The organism is Streptomyces sp. NRRL S-495 (assembly GCF_000966955.1).
Classification (GTDB): domain Bacteria; phylum Actinomycetota; class Actinomycetes; order Streptomycetales; family Streptomycetaceae; genus Kitasatospora; species Kitasatospora purpeofusca.
Window position 1 is genome coordinate 1 of the sequence record NZ_JZWY01000269.1, and the last position, 20,938, is coordinate 20,938.

General features: G+C 73.5%; 15 protein-coding genes and 1 pseudogene. 5 read left to right on the top strand and 11 right to left on the bottom strand.

The window, feature by feature from the left end; all coding sequences use genetic code 11:
* From VR45_RS15440 to VR45_RS15470, 7 genes and pseudogenes are all read right to left on the bottom strand, one after another.
* Positions 1-4,497 (bottom strand): annotated as a pseudogene (locus VR45_RS15440) (hypothetical protein); the annotation flags it as partial.
* The gene (locus VR45_RS15445; protein ID WP_045940331.1) at positions 4,494-7,358 is read right to left on the bottom strand and encodes a hypothetical protein; all 2,865 of its coding nucleotides are present in this window, start codon (positions 7,356-7,358) and stop codon (positions 4,494-4,496) included. The gene VR45_RS15445 and the pseudogene VR45_RS15440, both read right to left, overlap by 4 nt.
* Complete coding sequence (locus VR45_RS15450) at positions 7,355-9,310, bottom strand: DUF6603 domain-containing protein (RefSeq protein ID WP_052709105.1); 1,956 nt, start codon at positions 9,308-9,310, stop codon at positions 7,355-7,357. Before VR45_RS15450 ends, VR45_RS15445 begins: the two co-directional genes overlap by 4 nt.
* Before the next feature lie 18 nt (positions 9,311-9,328).
* Positions 9,329-10,054 carry a hypothetical protein gene (locus VR45_RS15455; protein WP_045940332.1) on the bottom strand — a complete coding sequence of 242 codons (726 nt, stop codon included), beginning with the start codon at positions 10,052-10,054 and terminating at the stop codon, positions 9,329-9,331.
* A 393-nt stretch (positions 10,055-10,447) separates the two neighbouring features.
* Positions 10,448-10,954 (bottom strand): polysaccharide biosynthesis/export family protein, encoded by a 507-nt coding sequence (locus VR45_RS15460; protein WP_045940333.1) that lies wholly within the window; start codon positions 10,952-10,954, stop codon positions 10,448-10,450.
* Positions 10,955-11,437: 483 nt separating this feature from the next.
* Entirely contained in the window at positions 11,438-12,193 is a 756-nt protein-coding gene (locus tag VR45_RS15465) for a response regulator transcription factor (RefSeq protein ID WP_045940334.1), read from the bottom strand.
* The gene (locus tag VR45_RS15470) at positions 12,190-13,446 is read right to left on the bottom strand and encodes a sensor histidine kinase (protein WP_045940335.1); all 1,257 of its coding nucleotides are present in this window, start codon (positions 13,444-13,446) and stop codon (positions 12,190-12,192) included. The genes VR45_RS15465 and VR45_RS15470 overlap by 4 nt, the downstream gene beginning before the upstream one ends.
* Before the next feature lie 135 nt (positions 13,447-13,581).
* Here VR45_RS15470 and VR45_RS15475 point away from each other — a divergent pair, with 135 nt between their 5' ends.
* Genes VR45_RS15475 through VR45_RS15485 form a run of 3 tightly spaced genes read left to right on the top strand, consistent with a single transcriptional unit; the run spans position 13,582 to position 15,625 of the window.
* On the top strand, positions 13,582-14,355 hold the full coding sequence (locus VR45_RS15475) for an ATP-binding cassette domain-containing protein (protein ID WP_045940336.1): 774 nt from the start codon (positions 13,582-13,584) through the stop codon (positions 14,353-14,355).
* Positions 14,352-15,230, top strand: a complete 879-nt coding sequence (locus VR45_RS15480; RefSeq protein ID WP_052709106.1) for an ABC transporter permease — start codon at positions 14,352-14,354, stop codon at positions 15,228-15,230. The genes VR45_RS15475 and VR45_RS15480 overlap by 4 nt, the downstream gene beginning before the upstream one ends.
* A complete protein-coding gene (locus VR45_RS15485) occupies positions 15,173-15,625 on the top strand; it encodes a DUF4240 domain-containing protein (protein ID WP_052709107.1) in 453 nt (150 codons plus the stop codon). Before VR45_RS15480 ends, VR45_RS15485 begins: the two co-directional genes overlap by 58 nt.
* A gap of 51 nt (positions 15,626-15,676) precedes the next feature.
* Here VR45_RS15485 and VR45_RS15490 read toward each other — a convergent pair whose 3' ends face one another.
* Positions 15,677-16,603 (bottom strand): CAP domain-containing protein, encoded by a 927-nt coding sequence (locus VR45_RS15490; protein WP_045940337.1) that lies wholly within the window; start codon positions 16,601-16,603, stop codon positions 15,677-15,679.
* Positions 16,604-16,740: 137 nt separating this feature from the next.
* On the bottom strand, positions 16,741-17,031 hold the full coding sequence (locus VR45_RS47885) for a hypothetical protein (protein WP_045940338.1): 291 nt from the start codon (positions 17,029-17,031) through the stop codon (positions 16,741-16,743).
* Positions 17,032-17,130: 99 nt separating this feature from the next.
* Between VR45_RS47885 and VR45_RS15500 the strand changes: the two genes are divergently transcribed.
* Complete coding sequence (locus VR45_RS15500; RefSeq protein ID WP_234325982.1) at positions 17,131-18,192, top strand: phosphotransferase; 1,062 nt, start codon at positions 17,131-17,133, stop codon at positions 18,190-18,192.
* A gap of 141 nt (positions 18,193-18,333) precedes the next feature.
* On the opposite strand, the gene VR45_RS15505 is transcribed toward VR45_RS15500, so the two are convergent.
* A complete protein-coding gene (locus VR45_RS15505) occupies positions 18,334-18,825 on the bottom strand; it encodes a TrmO family methyltransferase (protein ID WP_045940340.1) in 492 nt (163 codons plus the stop codon).
* Between the two features lie 57 nt (positions 18,826-18,882).
* On the bottom strand, positions 18,883-20,265 hold the full coding sequence (locus VR45_RS15510; RefSeq protein ID WP_045940341.1) for a hypothetical protein: 1,383 nt from the start codon (positions 20,263-20,265) through the stop codon (positions 18,883-18,885).
* A gap of 209 nt (positions 20,266-20,474) precedes the next feature.
* Here VR45_RS15510 and VR45_RS15515 point away from each other — a divergent pair, with 209 nt between their 5' ends.
* The gene (locus VR45_RS15515) at positions 20,475-20,921 is read left to right on the top strand and encodes an ATP-binding protein (RefSeq protein WP_159394223.1); all 447 of its coding nucleotides are present in this window, start codon (positions 20,475-20,477) and stop codon (positions 20,919-20,921) included.
* Positions 20,922-20,938: the final 17 nt, after the last annotated feature.

Sequence of the window (20,938 nt, forward strand, 5' to 3'; positions counted from 1 at the left end):
GGTCTGGACGGGCAGCAGCCCGCGCAGCTCGGTGAGGTCGTTGAGGTCCAGGCTGCGGATCCGGGCGACGGCGTAGGTCTCCTCGACGATCGCGTGCACGTCCTCCATCCGCCAGCCGCGCAGCGGGTCGGGCGGCACCGCGACCAGCAGGGCCTGCGGGGCGCGGGCGTCGGGCTGGTTGTAGTGGAAGGCCAGTCCGCCCAGCTCCTCGACGGAGGGCTCGGCGTCGCCCTCGGGCGGTGGGGCGTCGGCGGGGGGAGCGGGGGGCGGTTCGGGGACGGACTCGGTCCAGGAGTCGATCAGGAGTCCCGCGACGTGGTCCGGATCGGGGGCGCCGTCGGTGCGCAGCAGCGCGCTGTGGCGGGCGGCGGGCCTGGTCCTGGACGGTACGGGGGCCGGGCCGCGGGCGATCCAGGGCTGTCCGGTGGGGAGTTGGACGACGGTCGTGCCGCAGGGCGGGGTGTCGGCCAGGACCTCCGCGGCGGCGAGCGCGTCGTCGAGGGCGCGGACGTTCGGCCGGACGCGTTCCATCTGCACCAGCCAGTTGCCGGTGCCGTCCTCGTCCGCGCCCTCCGGCGGCCCGGCGGTGAGCGCGTCGCCCGCCGGGGTGCCGCCGAGCCGCAGTTCGGCCAGGACGGGCAGGGTGCCGGCGAGTGCCGAGGACACCGCGGCGGTGACGGCGGTGATCCAGCCGAGCGCCGCGGCCGGCTCTTCCGGCGGGGGGCCGGGCAGCGGGGCGAGCGGGTTGGCGGCGAAGCGGTTGAGGACTGTGGCGGCCTGCTTCCGCAGCTCCGCGATCCCGGCCTCGTCGGTCGGCGGGCCGAGGCTGTAGGCGGAGGTGATCCCGAGATCGGCGAGGCTGTCCAGGGTGCGGGAGACCGTGTCGGCGAGGCCCGGCAGCACCTTCACCTGTTCGACCAGATTGGCGACGGCGCTGGTGGTGGCGTTGTGCCAGTTCTCCACCCGGGTGGCGAAGCCGGTCAGGTCGGCGCCGGCCCAGTCGTCGCCGCTCCTCTGGTCGAGGTGGGAGGTGAGCAGCGGTTCGGCGCCGGCGAGCACGCCCGCCAGCGCGTTGCAGAGCAGCCGCAGTTCGGCGAACCGCGCGGCGCCGTTCGCCGTGACGGGCGGGGTGGTCGCGGCGCCGGCGCGAGTGGCGGCCTGGCGCAGCAGTCGGCGGGCGAGGGCGGTGTCCTGCTGGGCGGGGTCGGCGTCGCGGCTGCCGGGCGGCCCGGCGCCGAGGACCACGTCGAGCGCGCAGACGCCGAGGTCGGCGAGGGTGAGGGTGAGCGGTGCGGCCGGGTCGCCGAAGTCGAACCGCCAGCCGCCGGGGTCGCCGAGCCGGGCCTCGCACCAGCGCTCGACGGCGGGCTCCAGTTGGGCGAGCGGCCGGGTCGCGTCCCAGCCGGGAACGGGTCCGGCGGGCGTGAGTACGGCGACCCGGTGGGTCAGGGCGGTGGCGGCGCGCGGGGTGCGGACCACCTCGAAGTCCTGCGGCAGGCGGTCGCCGCGGGTGATGCCGTCGGCCGAGGACGCGGCCCGCAGCGGGCTTCCGGCGACCAGCTGGTGCACGCTCTCGGCGAGCAGCAGGTCGCCGACCGCGTCGAGGGTGTCCGCCAGTTCCAGCATCAGCGTGGTGGCCCCGTCGAGCAGGGGCAGGTCCTCGGGGGGAAGGTTGCCGAGGATGTCCTGCAACTGCTCGCCGTGGGCGCGCCAGTCGGCCAGCAGGGCCAGTCCGTCGACGACGTCGCGGGCCGCGATCGCGGTCCTGGCCTCGTCGCTGCCGGGAACGCTCGGGTCGACCAGGCGGGGCGTCGGGAAGGCGTCCCGGACGGGTGCGACGAGGGCGTCGAGCCCGTTGTCGTGCAGGCCGCGTTCGAACCGGTAGCCGAGCAGGGCGCCGAGGCTCTGGCCGGAGCGGACGCCGTCGACGACGGCGAGCGCGCGGCGGACCCGGGCGGCGCTGAGGTCGACGGCGAAGGCCTGGCGGTCGGTGTGGCTGAGCCAGCCGGAGCGCAGTACGGCGGCGGTGACGGCGTGGTGCAGGGACGGGGCGAGGAGGTAGCCGTCGTTGGTCTGCGGCTCGCCGGAGTCATCGGCCCCGGGCGGCTCGGCCGGCTCCCCGATGCCCTCCCCGGCCGGGGGCCCCGGTTCGTCACCGGGGAGCGGCTCCTCCGGCGGCAGCGACTCCGGGCGCGGGTGGAGGTCGGCCACCCAGCCGTACGCCCCCAGGTGGGTGCCGTCGGGGCGGGTGGCCCGGGTCTTGGCGAGGCGGGCGTGGGCGACCGAGGACATCCACGCGTCCAGCCGGTGGGTCTGGGTGTCCAGCGCCTCGCACAGCAGCAGCTCCAGGCGCGGCGTGTCGGCGTACGGCAGGTCCGAGCCCTCGGGCAGGGGCGGCTCGGACGGGCCGGGCGGCGGCGGGGTGATGAGCGACAGGTCCTCCGCGGCGGCGAGCTGCTCGAACGCGAGCGAGAGCCAGTCGAGGAACTGCGGCGCGAAGCCGGCCGCGGTGACGAGCTCGCCGTTCTTGAGCCCGACCCCGGGGGCGGGCACCGGCGTGCCGGCCCGGAGGAATTCCTCCACGTGGAAGCCGTAGGTGAACATCAGGTTGGTGGCGTAGTGGTAGAAGAGCCCCAGCCGGCCGGTGCTGATCGCCTCCGTGGAGGAGGACAGGGCCAGCATCCCGGCGAGGAGCTCCGGCGAGGCCCCCTGCCCCGTGGCGAGCTGCGCGAGCGCCTGCTGCCAGAAGCCCCACATGAAGCGGACCGGTCGGGCCCGGGCGAGTTCCACCATCTCGGGGGTCGGCCGCTGGTCGCACAAGAACTCCACCGGGAAGGGGACGAAGTCCGGGGAGGGCGGCAGCGCCCAGGTGAACAGGCTGTCGTGCGGAACGGACCCGATCGGGGTGTCCGGCGGCGGCTCGAACGGCGCGTTCACGATGTCCTGCTGCATGTACCGAAGGCGCCGGGAGGCGGGCAGGCGGTGCAGCAGGTCGTTGATCACCTGGTCCGGGTCGCCGCCGGCGCCGACGCCGGGGGAGCGGAAGGCCTGCGACTCGACCAGGGTCCGGAAGCCGGAGATGTGGTTGAGGATCCGCAGGTCCACCTCGCTGCCGTGCCACAGGTCGAGCGAGGTGACAGGCAGCAGCCCGTACGGCTGGTTGCCGACCCGCAGCGTCGGCAGCAGGCCCCGGCCGCGGACGTGGTGGATGTAGTGCGAGACCAGGAAGGTGAGGTCGGGCAGGGTGGTGCCCTCCAGGGTGCGCCAGTTGCTGGAGGCGGCGGAGAAGGCGCCGGCCGCGGTCTGGAGCAGGGTCAGCAGTTGGTGCTCGTCGTCGGCGAGTCCGTCGGTGGCCTCGGCGAGCACGGCGGCGGCGGTCCCGCCGAGCGCGGTCGCGGCCCGTGCCGCCGCCTGGGTGCTGCCGGGGGCGAGGGCGGCCTGCTGCTCGTCGACGCGGTCCGGCGGCTCGGGCGGGGTGCGCGGGTGCCAGGCCGAGCGGGTGGCGTCGGTGTTGTTGGTGGGGGTGCCGGTGGGCAGGACGGCGAGGCCGTCGGTGCAGCGGTGGGCCTCCAACAGGGTGGTGAGCAGCTGCGCGGTGTCGGCGGAGCCGCCGCCGCGCACGCCGGTGACGGTGACCAGGCTGAAGTCGGTGCGCAGTCCGGTCAGCGGTACCCGGACGCCCATGCCGACCCGGACGGCCTCGTCGAAGTCGCCGAGCCAGCGCGGTGGCACCGGCTTGCCGGGGGCCGGGCCGACCTCCAGTGTCGCGGCGATCGGCTCGCCCTCCTGGCGCCAGAGAAGGCCGATCTGGCCGTCACCGGTGGTCTCGTAGCCGGAGAACACCAGCCGGTCGGGCAGGACGTAGCTGTGCGCGGCGCGGGTGAACGTGCTGTCGACGACGGTCGGTTCGGCGACCCAGGGCTCCGGGGAGGCCACGATCTCGTCCGGCGGGGTCTCGGTGTCGGGGCGGGGGCCCTGCGGGCGCAGGGCGCGGACGGCCCAGGCGGCCCGGCCGGGGCCGATGGCCGCGACGAGGGTGCTCCAGGCGGCCGCGCGGCCCTCCTCGTTCGGCCCGGCGGTCCAGACCTCCACCCAGTAGGCCTCGGTGGCGGCGCGCTCCTCGGCGGTGAGGCCGGTCTCGTGGGAGTCGACGTGGATGTCGTCGGGGTAGGCCCGGATCCACAGCTGCGGTTCGGGGCCACCGAGGCCCCGGTACACCGTCTCCAGCCGTAACGGGAGGAGCACCAGCGGGTCGGAGCCGTCCTCGGACCAGAGCGGCGGCTCGGCGGTCGCCAGGTCCCGGTAGGCCTCACGGGCCTGTTGGTAGCGGGTCTGGGCGGCGTCCACCTCCTGGGTGGCGGCCAGGTGTTCGGCCTCGAGCCCGGTCTCCTGGGCGAGTACCCGTTTCTCGTAGCCGGCGAGTCCGGTCCTCGACCAGTCGAGGGCGACCCGGGCGTCGCTGACGGCGCGGTGCGCGGCGGCGATCTCGCTGGTCACGGGGCTTCTCCCATCAGGCTGCGGGCGGTGCGGAGCAGACGGAACGGCCGTTGCAGGGTGACCCGGGCGACGTCGGCGGAGTTCCAGCTCCGCCCGTCGGTGCGGGGGTGCTCCTGCTCGGAGACCGGCGGGTCGGCCGGCATCCGGCCGAGCGAGGCGAACCCGTTGACCAGGACGCGGTCCCAGTTGAGGTCGTCCCAGGTCTTCATGCCGGCGCCCGTGCCGGGCGCGGTGTCGTAGCCGAACCGCAGCCGTCGGCCGTTCTCGGCGAGCACGATCCACCAGTTGTGGATGTCCTCGCCGGGGGGCAGCTGGAAGGCGTAGGCGCAGGTGTGCTCGTCCATGGGCAGCACCATGAGGGGCGCCACCCAGGTGTCCGGGGCGAGCAGGGGGTCCTGGACGGCGGCCGGCGGGACGGCGGCCACGATCATGCCGGGGTAGCGGTGCACCAGCCGGCCGCGGATCAGCAGCACGTCCAGGTCGTTGGCGTCCATGGCGAGGTGGCTGCCGAGGGCGCCGTCGGGGGCCCAGCCGTGCACCGGCGGGATGTCGGCGAGGCCGTCGGGGCGCGGCCAGAAGTGGGTGAACGGGCTGCCGCGCAGGTCGGTGGGGTACTCGCGCCAGCGCATCTCCCGGTTGAGCTCGTCGTTGGCGCCGACCATGAAGGCGGCGATGAACGGGCCGTTGGCCTTGAGCAGGACGGCCCGGTCGTCCGGGACGGCGGCGATGCCGGGCAGGAACCAGTCGGGTTCGCTCTCCTTGATCGCGAGCGCCATCGCGGCGGGGAAGTCCGGGCAGACCATCACCGGGTCGGTGATCTGCTCGGGCAGCGCGACCAGCGACTCGCCGGTCACGGTGATCCGGTCCTCCAGCCGGGCGGCCAGCAGCGGCGTCGGGTCGAGCGCGCCGACCAGCCGCTCCTTGTAGGCGTCCGGGTCGATCGGCACCCCGTACTGCAGCAGTTGGCTGCCGGGGTCGTCGGTCATCGACTCCTGGCCGGCCAGGACGGTGAACGGGGCGGAGAGCGTCATGCCGAAGCCGTCCGGGAGCGACTCCGTCATGCCGGTGAGGTCGCCGACGAGCGGCTCGACCGTCCCGGAGTCGAACAGCTGCTCCGACATGAGCAGGTCGTCCGCGGTCATGGAGTCCGCGGCGAATCCCTCCTGTTCGCCCGCCATCCGCCCGATCGAGGGGGCGAGCAGCGAGGTGATCGCCCCGGCCTGGTCCGTGAAGCCGTTGGCGAGCGCGGCGGGGGCGACCGCGGCCATCGTGCGCAGCATCCCGGTGGTGTGCCGGGTGGCGGCGGAGTGGAGGGCGCCGTCGACGCGTTCCGCGAACGCGTCGCCGGCCGCGACCTCGACGGTGGGCGAGGTGCCCGGCCGGGTCACCAGCGGCACGGCCAGCGGGGGCAGCAGCGCGCCGGTCATCGTGCGCCGGGCCAGGCTGTCGCCGTCGAGGGAGGCCCGGCGGGCGAGCGGCCCGCGCCGGCGCAGCAGCCGGTGGTAGGCGGAGTCGGCCAGCGCGGTCGGGGCCGGGCTGACCGCGACCTCGGTCCGCAGCGGCAGTCCGCTGTCGGTGCGGACCCGGTCGCCGACCGGCGCGGCCACCGCCATCAGCTCGCCGGGGGAGAGGGTCTGCAGGTGGCGCCGGTACAGCGAGTCGGCGACCGCGGTGCAGAAGACGGTCTCCTGCAGCTTGCGGTTGGCCTCCCGGACGGCGCCCAGCTGGTCCCAGGCCCGGGCCATCAGGAACTCCTGGTTCTCCCGCACCCAGTCGGCGCCCAGGGCGGCCGCGATCCGGTACTCCGGGTCGAGGTTGAGCTCGGCCAGCCAGCCCGTCGCGCCCGGTTCGACGGACCGGGCGACCACCGGGTGGCCGCCGTACAGCGGCGGCGCGAGTTCGGTCTCGGTGCCGCGGTCGATGTGCGCCGCGACCCTGGTCCTGAAGTCGTCGAGGGCGGCCTGGGTGACCGTGCCCGGCGGCGGGTCGAACAGGGTGAGGACGCCCTGGACGGTGATGGTCTGCCGGCCGGCCGCCGGGTCGCCGGAGGCGAGCGGATCGCCGTGCAGCCAGGGCCGGGTGACGTCGACGGTCCGCCCGCCCAGCAGTCCGGCCTCCTCCGGCCGCAGCGGCACCACGGCCGTCGCCAGTTGCTCGAAGTCGCCCTCCTCGCCGGTGCGGAAGCCCCAGGAGTGGTAGACGGGCAGCCGGAAGACGCCCTGGCCGGGGAACGGCCAGGCGTCGCCCGGCTGGTCGATCTCGGCGAAGCCGCCGGTGAGCCCGGCGGTCACCCCGCCCTGGAAGGACGGCACCAGGCAGGCCAGGTAGTCGAGGTTGCCCTGGAGCCGGCGCGGGCAGAGCAGCCGGGAGATCATCGGCCCCCGCTGTCCGGCCGGCCGCTGGATGTGCGCCCACTGCCAGGCGTCGTCGAGCGGCGGCAGCAGGCCGATCTCGACATCGACGAAGGGCAGCGGGTTGCCCGGCTGGACGGCGTGCCCGGCGGCCTCCACCACGATCAGCTGCAGCCAGGGCCGCAGGTGTCCGTCGGTGGCCCTGGCCGGGGTGAACAGCCAGGGCAGCTCGGGCAGGTCGAACTCCACGAAGGGCAGGTAGTTGGGCTCCACGTCGGTGCTGCCGGGCACCGGTTCGACGCGCAGGATGTGCCGGGTGTCCAGGCCCACCACGCCCTCGGGGCCGAGCATCCGCAGGCCCCGGCCCTGCACCGGCAGCCGCCGGTCCCGCGGCCCGGTCAGGGTGAGGGTGGGCGCCAGGTCGGGTTCGAGGTTGGTGGCGGTGTGGGGGATCGACGCGGCCACCGGGCTCTGCAGGTACGACGCGAACTCCAGGTCGTCGCCGCTCATCGGAGTCTCGCCTCCCAGGCCTCCACCACCCGGACCCCGCCCCGGCCGCCCAGCAGGCCGCGCAGTTCGGCGTTCGGCATCCCGGCGTCGCCGGCGGGCGGCGCGGCCGCGACCATGAGCTGCGTCATCGACCAGCTGGACACCGCCGCGAGCGGTTGCTCCGCCGCCACCCGGAGCGCCGGCCCGGCGGTCTGCCACCAGTGGGCGTCGCGGATCGAGGCGGCGGCGGCCACCTGCTCGGCGGAGACATGGGCGTGGGAGCGGATCATGCGCCGGATGTGCGAACGCATCGGCACCGGATCCTGGACGATCTTGGTCTCCCAGCCGAGCTCCACCCCGACGAAGGCCGAGTCGTCGGGCCCCGAGAGGTCGGGGGCGAACCTGACGCCCGAGCGGTACTGGGCGTAGGCATCGGTGCTCAGCTGCTGGTCCTCGGTCAGGTCCAGGAACTGCCCGGGCGCGAAGGAGTCGGAGACCGAGCCCTCGCGGGAGTCCTCGTCACCGAGCCGGGGCTCGACGATGTCCCACCGCTCCGGCGGGTCGACCGCGGCGTGCCCGAACCGCGCGATGTCCACCCCGAGCGGCAGCACGTGCTGGCGGGCCGCCAGCCGGCCGTGCGGGTGCACCCGCCGTCCCTCGGCCAGCAGCCGGTTCGCGAACGGGGCGAGCCGCACCGGGCTGCGGTCGGCGGCGGACGGCGGCAGCACGCTCCACGCCGAGGGCTGTGCGAAGGCCTTGACCAGCTCGTCGCCGAGGTTGACGGTGGAGGCGGGCAGCGGCGGCGGCCCGCCGCCCCAGCTCAGGTCGAAGTTGAACGACACCTTGAACAGGAACAGCTTGATCCGGCCCCGGCCGACCGCGTGCCAGGGGGTGGGCCCCTCCAGGATCAGCTCGAACGCGATGCCCAGCAGGGTCTCGCCGAACACCTCGACCGACAGCGCGCCGCGCATCGACGCGGTGAACGACATCGTCGGCTTGAACTGGATCAGCACGTCCAGGGCGAACTGCCCGCGCAGACCGCAGTCCGCGATCTCGGCGACCAGGGACAGCTTCGCCCCGAACTGGACGGTGTTGCTGGTCACCGCGAAGTACGACTCGCAGCGCAGCTGCAGCCACGGCGTGGGGGAGAGGTCCATCGCCAGCCGGTGCAGCTTCGGCACCCCGCGCGGGACCGGGAACGCCGGGTGGAAGCCGCCCGCGCTGAGCACGAAGAGCGGGTCGTCCCCGCCCCGGCTGAGCACCAGGACGTCACCGTCGAGCGGGATGCCCGCCATCCGCGAACCCGTCAGGGAGGCCATCAGGAAGGCGCTGGGCTCGGCCGTGTCGTACTGGCCCGCGAAGGTCGCCTTCAGCTCGATGACCGGCGCCGCCGGGTCGGGCACCATCACCCGCAGGATGCCGAGGATCGACAGCCGCACCGGATCGGGCAGCTCGGCCACCACGGCCGCCGACAGGTCGACCATCCGGCCGCCCCAGGAGATCCGGAACATCGGCCCGACCACGAGCCGCCCCGGAACGGTCGGGAACAGCGACGCCAGGCGGGGGATCACCCGCACCGCGGCCTCCACCGGGTCGGGCGGGAACAGCAGTTCACCGGCGGTGCCGTCGGCGATGCAGGCCAGCAGCGTGTCCCGGTCGACCGCCTTGTTGACCCCCACCACCCCGCCGATGCCGCTGACCGCGAAGCCCAGCCCGATCTGCAGTCCGGGCTCGGGGAAGGTCGCGCCCATCAGCACGATGAACGCCGGCGGCCGGCCCAGCGAGATCTGACCGAAGGCCGTCACCGTGGTGACCGGCATCGCCGCGCTCAGCACCCCCGAGAACTCGGTGAAGCCCTTGCGGTCCAGCTGGCCGCGCAGCTGCACGGGGGGTAACGGCAGGTCGATCTTCAGCGTGTCCGGGAGATTACCGTCCGCCAGCTTCTCCAGGTCGAGCCCCGGAATGCCGCCCATGGCACACCTCGCTCCTCGTCAGCCGCGCGTCGGCGGCATACGGCCGCCGGCCGGCAGCAGGTCCCAGAAATCGTGCTCCCCGGCGGGCCGGTAGCGGACCAGGCCGAGGAAGGTCGGCGCCCGGGTCTCCGGTGCGTCGGGCCCGTCCGGCCCGTCCGGACCCTCGGCGGCGGCGTCGGCGAGCGTGTCGGTGGCTGTGCCGTGCCAGAACCCCTGATCGCCGAGCGGGTCGCCGGTCGGCTCGGCCGGAGGGTCACCGGGAACCAGCCGGACCGGCAGGTAGAGATGGCCGACGCCCTTGTCGGCGCACACCCGGTCGAGGCGCAGGCCGGGGAAGTCCCGGTCGGAGCCGGGGGCGAACTGCTCCAGTACCACCCGCAGCGCCGCCGCGCCCACGCAGTGCCAGGCCAGCGGGTAGCCCGCCCTCGCCGGCCCGCCCTCCCCGGCGTTCACCGGCTCGACGGGGCTCCGCGCCGGCTGCGGCCCCTGCCCGGTGTCGGCACCGGTCCGCGCGTCCTCGCCGAAGTACCGCCAGCGCCAGCCCTCGGCCAGGCCGTCCGCCCGGCCCGCCGCCGCGCCCAGGTCGAACGCGTCCATGAACTCGGTGCTGCGCGCCGACGGGGTCCGGGGCAGTTCGGACGGCGAGCTCACCGCGGCGATGTACCCCTGGTGCCAGCCCTTGGCCGAGGCGGACGGACCGAGTCCGCCCTCGCCGTCGTGGGGGAAGGGATTCAGCTGGGGCATGGCGGACTCCTCACGGCGGGTCCGGAAGAATGGCCGGGAAATATCACGGGCAGTGACAATTCACGGCCCGGGCCACGGATTGTGATCGATCCGGGAACAGCGTGCCGGTGGCGCTCTGCCACCGCTGTGTCGCCGCTGTGCCACCGATCGGACCGCGGAATGCCGCATCGCCCCCGGGAAATCGGTCGCCGATCTGATGAAGCGCCGGTTCCGGGCCGACGGCAATTGGCCAGTACGTGCCGGACCCATCTCCTCAAGAGCGGGGTCGACCTGCGGGAAAGAGCTCACGGCAGGGCAAGTTGTCGGGTATGTGACCCACTCTATTCCCGAGCCTGCGGGTGCTCCAATACCTTCCGTGAGATTCTTTGCGCCCTCGGACCTGGGAGGGCAGGCTCAGAAGAGCTCCACGCGGGTCACGTTGACCAGCGGTTGCTGGAAGATCTGGCCGTCCAGCAACCCCTGCTCGATCTGGTGCTCCGCCTCGAAGAAGCGGTTGTCGCGGACGAGGACCCCGCCCAGGAAGGGCATGTTGATGCTGCCCGAGGCGTCCACCGGGAACGAGCCGGAACTCGCGTCGATGGTGCCGTCGGGATTGAGCATCCGCACGAAGAGCTTGTCCCCCGGTTGGATGGTGTTCTCCAGGTCCACCCGGTCGCCCCGCATCCCGAGATTGACGGTGACGATGGTGAGGATGCCGTCCGTCACGAACCGGTTCTCGATCTCGGCCCGCAGGTCCGGCGTCAGTGGCTTGCCCTCGGCGAGGATCATGTTCAGCGAGGGAATCCGCAGCAGGCGGCTGGCATCGACCGCGTAGTCGTGCGAGAAGTCCGTCACCACCCCCGCCGCGTCCCGTACCTCGACCTGGACGATCTCCCCCAGTTCCAGTGCTGTGGCCGACATGGTCGTTCCTTTCTCGGTGTGCCCGGCCGCCCGTTCGGATCTCGGTGCGCCCGGCCGCACGTTCGGAGCATCCGGGCGGGGGCGCACGCCACCGGCCCGTGCCGCACCATCGGCTGGCCGGACACTCCGGCGGCTCCGGCGGCCGGGACGGGAACTCCGGCTTTCATTGTCCACCCGGGTGCCGAAATCCGCGTGCAAGGAAGGCAGTTGCCCGGGGCGCCCTTTTTCGCGGCCGAGCTCGACTGCCCGTGCGCGCGCTCGTAGCGTTCATGGACGGCATGCGAGACCGCTTCGGCGGTGTCGAGCCGAAATCCGATCGGTCTGACGGAGCGCACCCTGGAATCCTCGCGTCCCGGCCCCCGTGAGTATCGACCCGGGTCAACGTCTCGCTCCGGGACTACGACTCCGTCCACTGCGTGACCCACGCCGTGAACTGAGCCCCCGCAGCTTCCGCGGCTTCCGCGGCCGGGGTCCGACCCGCTGTCACCGCCGGTCCTTCGGGGCGCCGGCGGTCAGCGGGACCAGTCCGGACTCGTAGGCGAGGATGACGAGTTGGACGCGGTCGCGGGCGGCGAGCTTGGTGAGGAGGCGGGTGATGTAGGTCTTGACCGTGGCGGGGCTGAGGACGAGTTCGGTGGCGATCTCGGGATTGGCGAGGCCCCGGCCGACGAGGGTGAGGATCTCGCGTTCCCGGTCGGTGATGGCGGCGAGGCGGTCGGCCCCTGCGGGCGCGGGCGCGGGTACGGACTCCGACGCGGGTGCGGCGGCCGGGCCCGGGGCAGGGCGGGCGGTGAACTCGGCGATGAGGCGGCGGGTGACGCTCGGGGAGAGCAGCGCCTCGCCGGCGGCGACCACCCGGATCGCGTCCAGGATGTCGTCCAGGGCCATGTCCTTGACGAGGAATCCGGAGGCACCGGCGTGCAGGGCGGCGTAGACGTTCTCGTCCTCGTCGAAGGTGGTGAGGACGACGACCCGGGCCGGGGAAGGGCCGGCGGTGACCCGGCGGGTGGCCTCGATGCCGTCGAGCACGGGCATCCGGATGTCCATCACCACGACGTCGGGGCGCAGTTCCTCGGCGAGACGGACCGCCTCGGCGCCGTTCCCGGCCTCGCCGACCACCTCCAGGTCCTCGGCCTCGGTGATGACCATCTCCAGGGCGGCCCGGACGAGGGGCTGGTCGTCGGCGAGGACTACGCGGACGACGGGGGCGGCCGGGGCGGTGGGTGGTGCGGGTGTCATCGGGCGGATCCCTTCAGCGGCAGGCGGGCGGTGACCCGGAAACCACCGTCGGGGCGCGGCGCGGCGGTGAAGTCGCCGTGCAGCAGCGCGACCCGCTCCCGGAGGCCCACCAGCCCGTAGCCGGCGGGGGAGGTGCCACGGCCGCGGCCGCGGTCGCTGATGTCGAGGCCGAGTTCGGCGGGCCGCCGGTGGTCGACGGTGACCCGACAGGAGGGGGTGCCGGCGTGGCGGACCACATTGGCCAGCGACTCCTGGACGATCCGGAAGGCCGCCAGGTCGACCTCGGGCGGCAGTTGGTGCCGTTCGCCCTGCCACCGGAGGTCGACCCGCACGCCGGCGGCGGTGGTCGCGGCGGCCAGCCGGTCGAGGTCGGCCAGGCCGGGCGGGGTGTGGGCCGGGAGGGCGGAGCCGTCGGTCCCGGGGTCGTCGGCGTCGTCGGCCCGGCGGAGCGCGCCGAGCATCCGGCGCAGCCCGGCCAGGGTCTCCCGGCCGGCGGTCTCGATCTCGGCGAGGGCCTCGCGGGCCCGGTCCGGCCGGGTGTCGAGGACCCGGCGGGCCGCGCCCGCCTGGAGGGCGACGATGCCGATGCTGTGCGCCACGGTGTCGTGCATCTCGCGGGCGATCCGCAGCCGTTCGGCGGTGACCGCCTGCGCCGCCGCCCGGGCGCTCAACGCCTCGGCGTGCTCCCGGGACTGGTGGACCGAGCGGCCCACCAGCCAGGCGATGACGGCGATCAGGACGCCCGCGTCATTGGCGCCGATCCGGGTGCCGGTGAGCAGCAGGCCGCCGCCGAGCGCGGGCGCGAGGAGCAGATGCAGGGTCAGCACGCCCAGCACCATGGCCAGGGCCGCGCGCGAGGTCCGGCGGGGTTCGGCGGCGGTGACCAGGCAGAGGGCGGTGACCACCGCGAGCAGCGCGGTCGGCGGCAGTTGGATTTCCCAGCGCCAGGCCTCGGTCTGCGCCACGGTGGCGGCCAGCAGCAGTGCGACGGCCGTGCGGGGCCGGCGGCGCACCAGGGCGGCGGCGAGGAGGGCGACCGGGGTGGTGAACGCCGCGGTCGACCAGTCCTGGTGGACGGCCGGCGGGTGGCCGGGGTTCGTGGCGTCGGTGGTGGTCCCGCGGGGCGGACTGCCGGCATCCCCGAGGGTGGGCGAGAGCAGCGAGAGGCACCACGCGAGCGCGGTCCAGGCGCCGGGCGGTACCCGCCGGAGGCGGGGCGGGAGGGTCGGCGGGGGCGCGAGCGTCTCGGACATGCGCCGATCGTACGAGGCGGGGCGGACCGCGGGCATCGGACCGGGGGTGTACGACCAGGGGTGACAGCGGGAGTCGCCGAGGTGTCCTCCCTGGTCGGATGTGCCGGTGGGCGGCCCGGCGGCAGTGTGGAGCACATGATCGAAGTCCACCGACTGACGAAGCGTTACGGCCGCACCACCGCCGTCGACGAGCTCACCTTCACCGTCCGCCCGGGCCTGGTCACCGGGTTCCTGGGCCCGAACGGCGCCGGGAAGAGCACCACCCTGCGAATGATCCTCGGCCTGGACGCGCCGACCTCCGGCGCCGCCACCGTGGGCGGGCGTCCGTTCCGGGAGCTGCCGCGCGGCCTGCGGCACGTCGGCGCGCTGCTCGACGCCGGCGACGTCCACGGCGGCCGCAGCGGCCTGGGGGACCCGCCGGTGCTGCTGTTCGACGAGCCGCTGAACGGGCTGGACCCGGAGGGCGTGCGCTGGGTGCGCGAGTTGTTCCGGAAGCTGGCCGCGGAGGGGCGGACGGTGTTCGTCTCCAGCCATCTGATGAGCGAGATGGAGCACACCGCTGACCGCCTGGTCGTGGTCGGCCGCGGCCGACTGATCGCGGACGAGAGCCTCGCGGACTTCGCCGCTCGCGGCGCCGGGCAGGGCGCGGGCGCACCGGGCGTCACCGTCCGGACCGCCGGGCCCGGGCCACTGGCGGACGCCCTGCGGGCGGCCGGTGGCGAGGTAAGGCCGGGAGACGACGCCGGCACGCTCCTGGTGACCGGCCTGGACCCGGCCCGGATCGGCGAGCTCGCCCTCGACCACCGGGTCCCGCTGCTCGAACTGACCGCCCGTACGGCCTCCCTGGAGGAGGCGTTCATGGCCCTCACCGCCGACCACGCCGACCACTCCGCCGGAGGACCGCGATGACCACCACCGTTCCGACCGCCACCGTTCCGACCACCACCGGTCCCGCTGCCGGCGCCGCCGCCGCGGACGGTCCCCGGCCCCGCTTCCGGGACCTGTACGCCGCCGAGTGGATCAGGTTCTGGTCGCTGCGCTCCATGCCCTGGGTACTCGGGACCGGGCTGCTGGTCCTCGTCGCCGTCAACCTCAACGCCGCACGCCACACCTATCTGAACACCGAGCCCGGCGGCCCGCCGCCGGGGTCCGGGAGGGCCGGTGCGGCGCTGAACGCCTCGTTCACCCTGGCGGCCGTGGACCTCCTGATGCTGCTCGCGGTCGGGGTCGGTGCCGCGGTGGTAGTCGCCGAGTACAGCAGCGGCATGATCCGCACCACCTTCTCCGCCGTCCCGGACCGCCGGGCGGTGCTGCTGGCCAAGGCCGGAGTGCTGGCGACGGCCATGCTCGGCCTCGGCACGCTCGCCGCCGGCGCCTCCTTCTGGGCGGCGCAGGCCCTGCTGAGCCGCCGCCACGCCGGGGTGTCGATCGCCGAGCCCGGCGCGCTGCGCGTCGTCGCGGCCGCCGCGCTGCTGGCACCGGTCTGCGCGCTGATCGGCTTCGGCCTGGGGACACTGATCCGGCACGCGGCGGCGAGCGTGGTCGCCGGTGTCCTGGTGCTCTTCCTGCTGCCCGCCTCGTTCAACGAGAACCACGCCTGGTCGGCGGCGATCACGCACGCCATGCCGCTCACGGCGTGGCGGCGGCTGTCCTGGGTCGACCTGACGAACGTGCTGCTCCCGCCCCACCCGGCGACGGTGGCGGGCTCGTGGCTCGCCTACGCGGGGTGGGCGGTGGGGTCCGTGCTGCTCGCGGTGACGGCCGTCCGGCGCCGGGACGTCTGAGCGGGCCGGCCGGGCGGGCGGGTCCGGGCGGCGGGGCCCGGATCGAGGAGATCCTCGGCTTCGGCGAACGCTTCGCCGAAGCCCTGTACCGCCTGGACCGCGAGGAGTACGGCACCCAGCGGGCCGTCGACCCGGAACACCCCGGGCAGTCGCTGCCGCTGAGCGACGACGGCTTCCTCTACGCCCGCGCCGCCGTGGTCGCCGCCGGCCGTGCCGCGTACGAGCGGGTGCTCGGGGAGCCGCAGCTGTTCGCCGCCCACTCCTTCCGCAGCGGCGAGTCCCTGCTGTACGTCCACGAGGAGGCCTACGAGGCGGCGACGGGCGAGGAGTGGGACCACGACACCCGCTACGACTACGAGTCCTGCTCCAACCGCGAGGGCTGGCCGAACCTGTAGCGGAGGTCCGGCCGGCCCTCGCCGCCGGGCGCCGCCCGTCGCCGCCGGGCGTCAGCGGGTGGCGAAGTCGGCGTTCCAGGAGGCGGTGCCCACGCGGGAGAGGCCGACCTCGGTGTAGTCGCCGACCATGATCCCGAGGTGCAGGGAGGAGGCCACCCAGCCGTCGAAGGCGGCGTCGACAGTGGTGGGGCCGTAGAAGGCGATCTCGCCCCAGTTCCGCACGTTGTATCCGAGGCCCTTGGCGATGCCGGCCGAGTCGCAGAAGTGGCCCGAGACATGGCGCTGGTCCATCTGGCCCGCGTTGCACTGGGCGGCCTGGGCGAGCGTCGGGTTGGAGCGGACCGGTGCCTTGCCGTACCGGGCGCGCAGCTCGTTGAGGCGCTGGAGGAACCGCTGCTCGGGCGCGGGCGTCGGCGGCTGCTCGCTGCCGGACACCAGGTCGAACCGCTGGGACATGGTGCCGTCGCAGGACTCGACGGTGACCTCGCGGTCCTGGCCGTGGTAGGTCAGACAGCGGTTGTCCCGGGCGTTGTGCAGATAGGTGCCGCCCTCCGCGGCGTTCTCCAGGGTCCACTGCTGGTTGTCGCCCGCCCACCAGTGGATGAACTGGGTGGTCCGGCCGTCCCTGGTGTCCATCTCGACCACGCGCTCGGTGCCGTTGACGTCGCGGGTGAGGGCGATCCGCCCGTTGGACCTGTCGGCGAGCCGGAAGCTGGTGGAGCTGTCCCGGTAGGTGCGGGCGACGATCCGGGAGCCCTCGCCGTCCGCGCTGGCCAGGGCGTTGTGGTTCTGGCGGTCCTGGATCGTGATCACCTGATCGGCGGCGGCGGCCACGGCCGCCGGCGCGGCCGCTGCCGGAGCGGCGTCCGCCGGCCCGGCGGTCAGCGCGAGGCCGCCGACCGACAGCGCACACGCGGCGAGCACCGCCCCCGCCGACCGGGCGCGGACACGGGCGGTGCGGGTCGAGGTGTCTTTCACTGGGTTCTCCTGCTGCTCGACGGCCCCGCCCCGGTTGCGGGGCGGGCGTGAAGCAGGACACCAGCGGCGTGTTTACAGGACGTCAGCAATCCGTGGACGCCGGGGCGGGGGTGGTGTACCGGTCGTGCAGCGCGTGTCTACAGGGGCGGGCCGGAGTCGCTCCCGTTCCCACCTTCCTGCGCGGCCTCCCCCGTCCCGCTGATCGGCGACCGCTCCTGCTCCAGGATCGAGTAGGTGATCGAGTCGCGCCATGCGCCATGCGCCACGCGCCTCGGACGAGGACGCGGTCGCGGATCCGGCCGTTGCAGGGAGCGGACCCAGGCGCGCATGGTGTGATGGTCGGCGTTGTCGGCGCACACGGCGGCGGTGCGGGCCTGCACCATCGCGGCGATCGGGTTGCCCAGGTTGTGGCTGGATGTGGCGAGCATGCCCGAGGTTTGAATACGCCGGGGAACCAGGACCCCGGAAGCGGGGGGCGAGGGCCGATCCGTCCTCGCCGGGGCCCGCGCTCCGCTAGCCTCCTTCGGGTGACGGAAGCGATGGACGGCGCAGCGTGTGGTTCGCGCTACAGCAAGATCGCCGAGGACCTGGTGGTCCTCGGCGAGTCCTTCGGGCTCGGTGAGATCCAGGCGTGTCGCTTCCTGCCCAACGGCCTGATGAACGGGAACTGGCGACTGGACACGGCCAGGGGCTCGTACGCGCTGAAGCGGATCATGGACGTGCCCCTGCCGCTCGCTCGCCGGAACTTGGCGGTCCTGGCGGAGTTGGCCGGCGCAGGCGTCCCGGTCGGGCGGCCCTCCGCCGCCTTCGCCGGGGAGACGGTGGTGGAGATCGCAGGGCGTGGGTACTGTCTGATTCCTTGGACTGAGGGCGGTCACCGGCCGGGGACCGCGCTCAAGCTGGACGAGGCGACCGATCTCGGTGCCCTGCTCGGTCGGATTCACCAGAACCTGAACTGTGAGCGGACCGCCCACCTGCTGCCGCCATGGCCGGAGCAGGTGAGAGCCTCAGTGACCACGGTGGAGGCGGCCCGCAGTGAGGCGGAGCGGTTCCTTGCGCTGATCTCGGCCCTGGAGAGCCCGACGGCCTTCGATGTCGAGGCGGCCGTAGCCCTGAGCGAGCGCAAGTTGCTGCTCGATAAGTACGGCAGCGAGCGCCCCGGCACGGAGATTGCGGTCGGTCCGGTGGGCTGGACGCACGGTGACGTGCAGCACCGCAATGTGCTGTGGCGGGACGGCAAGATCGCCGGAGTGATCGACTGGGACCGCATTCGCGTGCGCCCGTTCGGCGAGGAGGTCGCCCGCACCGCCACGGTGCAGTTCGGCGGTGAGGACGGTTTCCTCGACCTGGAGCGGACGGCCGCGTTCGTGGCTGGCTACCGGTCCGTGGTGCCGATCCCGGTGGCGGCCCTGGCGGACGCGGTGGAGCGGCTGTGGTGGAAGCGCATGTCGGACTACTGGCAGCTGGTCTTCCACTACGACCGCGACGACCACTCCTGCGACCATCTGTTTCTGCCCGCCGAGCGCTTCCTGGCCTGGTGGACCGAGCGGCGCGAGGACGTGCAGGAGGCGTTCGCGGCTATGCCGTGACCAGCGTGCGGCCAGCTCGGGGCGCTGGACGAGCGGTGCCTGCGCCCAATCCTCGTACAGGAAGCGGACGGGAACGCCGGCGGCTGTGGGCTCGACTTCGCGCAGTGCCAGGCGGGGCGGGGCCGGCCGGGTGGACCGGGGTCATGGCTGCTGGGACGGGGCGAAGTAGTCACCGAGCATCTCGCCTGTCCAGGCTGCCTGGTGGATCTCGCCGCGTGGTCCGAAGTCGATGAACCACGGCTTGACGTCGAGCACCGGGGTGCCGTCCACGGCATCGAGGTCTTCGACGTGGAGGTCGAGGCCGTCGACCTTGAGCAGGCGGCAGCGGGAGACGCCGAGCCAGTTGAGGCGTCGCATGTTGCGGTGGCCGAAGATGCCGACCTCGGGCCAGTCGGGGTTGTCGCGCGGCCGACGGGCTCCGAGGTTCAGGTCGGTCTGGTCAGTCAGGTGGAAGCGGAAGACGATCTCCAAGTGGGAGAAGTCTTCAAGTCCCTTGGTGGCGTCGGCGGTGAAGCGGTCGGCGTCCAGGCGGATGATGGACCGGGTGCCGCCCCAGAAGTCGTCGGTAGGCTCGACTCGGCCGCCTACGACGTGCCCGAGAGCTTCGACCTCGAATACCTTGCGCTCTGACATGGCTTTCTTCTCCTGTGAGTTGGCGAAGTCGGGGGAGGCCACGGTGGTCCCGTGAGGTCAGGCCGTCGCGGCCAGGTACGCCTGGGCTCGTGCGTCGACGTCGTTGATCGTGCGGATGCCGCGTTGCCTGAAAGGCGAGAGGGCGGCGCGCATGTCCATGGCGGTCTGCCGAGTCCGGCCGGACCGGACGGCCTCCATAGAGTCCAGTGCGGTGGACCAAGTCGCGCACGCTTCATCGATGTTCTTCATCCGGGCCTGAACGGTGCCCAGGTAGCCGAGGGTCACGGCGTGGGTCCGGGCGAACGAGGAGGCCTTCCGGGTGGCGACGCTGCGGCGGAACTCGCGCGCCGCGCCGTCCAGGTCGCCTATGTCCCGCAGGGCTGAGGCGGTCTCGTGGGCGAGGCTGGCCTCTCCGAAGAAGAAGACCCGGCCGGGCTCGTCGTCACCGGGGGTGGCGGACGAGAGGTCGCGCTCGGCCTGCAACAGGGCGGCGGTGGCGGCCTTGCGCTGGCCGGTCGCGGCGAGCCCCCGGGCGTACACCACGCCGAGCAGTGCCCGCTCGCGAGGGCTGGCGAGCGTATACCGCTCACCAGCCATGGAGGCCTCCGCGACATCGAGAGCGTGCTTGGGGTATCCGAGGTCGATGGCTTGGTGGGCCATGGCGCGAAGGACGTGCGCGGTCATCGGCGGATCGCCGGCCTCGGCCGCCAGCTTCACCGAGAGCGTGAAGTAGTGCTGGGCGGTGGCTTGCTCGCTGCTGTCGAAGGCCATCCAGCCTGCGAGGTAGGCGAGTTCTGCGGCGGTCGAGTACATCTGGCGACGGACCTGCTCGTCGGCGAAGCTGCCGCGAAGGTAGCCGGCCACATCGGAGGCGAGGTACTGCACGACGGCCGTCCGGGCGTGGCCGCCGCCTCGGCGCTGGTCGACCTGGGAGAACAGGCTCGCCATGTCGCGCACCGCGTCGACGTCGCCCTGACCCACGGTCCGGCCGCCGGTCAGGGCCCGTGCGGCGCCTGTCCGGGACGCCTGGGTCCACCAAGAGTCGCTCGGGACTGCGAGCGTTCCGAGCGAGTAGGCCATCGTCCGGAGTGCCTGCCTGCGTTCCACGTCCACGTCGATTCGTCCGAGATCAGCTAGGACGCTCAGCGTATCCAAGCCCCAGTCCCGGAGATCGCCGGCCTCGGGCGCCAGGCCCATGGCGGCGAGCGTGATGTCGCGCTTGAGTCGGCGGGTCAGCACCTGGGACAGGAACTGCGGCATGTTGCCGGAGGGCCGGTTGCCGTAGCGGACCCACTGGGAGATCGACGACTTGTTGGGGCGGGCCGCATCGCCCGCCTGGGCTGCGAGAAGACCGAGTGCGTGTGCGAGTGCGTCGTTGGTCATGCCGGACTCGGCGATGAGCGCGGCGAGGTGCTGATTCGGTTCGCGTGTGCGCCCCACGGAGCCCCCTGACGGACCGTTAAACCGGTTAAACCGCTGTGAGTTGCCAACACCTTACTCCTAGTCACGTTCGACGGTTTCACTGTTCACAGTCCCCGGGCCGGCAGCCGTAGCGATGGTTCGGCGTTCGACCGAGGGGGCCGTCAACCGACCGACCGACCGCCGTACCCGGGTGCTGCCTGGGCGGCCCGGGGCGAATGGAGCTGACCGTGGACGCCGAGAACAGACAGGCCTTGCGGCAGTGGGACATGGACTTCACGGCCTACCTGCAGTCGGTGGGCCTGGCTCGCGGAGAAGTGCGCCGGATCCTGCGCGAATGGGGCTGGGAGGGCGACGGCGTCGACGACGTGGTGGCGATCTGCTCCGAACTGGTCGCCAACGCCATCGTGCACGCCTGCGCGGAGGGTGATCGGGTACGCGTTCACCTTCAGGAGATCGGCGGGGACTGCCGACTCGAAGTATCGGATCCTCGTGGGGACTTGCTACTGCGGGAGATCCACCCGGGGCTCGGGACGAGCGGGCGGGGCATCGCGATGGTTCGCCAGTTCGCGGACGACTTCGGCGTGGCCGGCCTCCAGGGCAAGGGACGCGGCAAGCGGGTGTGGGCGCGCAGGAAACTGACGCCAGCCGAGCCCGGAGCGGGTGCTGCGGCGTGAGGCGGGTGCTGAAGCGG

Coding starts and splice junctions, on each gene's coding strand:
- VR45_RS15445 (WP_045940331.1), bottom strand. CDS start 7,358: ATGAGCGGCGACGACCTGGAGTTCGCGTCGTACCTGCAGAGCCCGGTG.
- VR45_RS15450 (WP_052709105.1), bottom strand. CDS start 9,310: ATGGGCGGCATTCCGGGGCTCGACCTGGAGAAGCTGGCGGACGGTAAT.
- VR45_RS15455 (WP_045940332.1), bottom strand. CDS start 10,054: ATGCCCCAGCTGAATCCCTTCCCCCACGACGGCGAGGGCGGACTCGGT.
- VR45_RS15460 (WP_045940333.1), bottom strand. CDS start 10,954: ATGTCGGCCACAGCACTGGAACTGGGGGAGATCGTCCAGGTCGAGGTA.
- VR45_RS15465 (WP_045940334.1), bottom strand. CDS start 12,193: ATGACACCCGCACCACCCACCGCCCCGGCCGCCCCCGTCGTCCGCGTA.
- VR45_RS15470 (WP_045940335.1), bottom strand. CDS start 13,446: ATGTCCGAGACGCTCGCGCCCCCGCCGACCCTCCCGCCCCGCCTCCGG.
- VR45_RS15475 (WP_045940336.1), top strand. CDS start 13,582: ATGATCGAAGTCCACCGACTGACGAAGCGTTACGGCCGCACCACCGCC.
- VR45_RS15480 (WP_052709106.1), top strand. CDS start 14,352: ATGACCACCACCGTTCCGACCGCCACCGTTCCGACCACCACCGGTCCC.
- VR45_RS47885 (WP_045940338.1), bottom strand. CDS start 17,031: ATGCTCGCCACATCCAGCCACAACCTGGGCAACCCGATCGCCGCGATG.
- VR45_RS15505 (WP_045940340.1), bottom strand. CDS start 18,825: ATGTCAGAGCGCAAGGTATTCGAGGTCGAAGCTCTCGGGCACGTCGTA.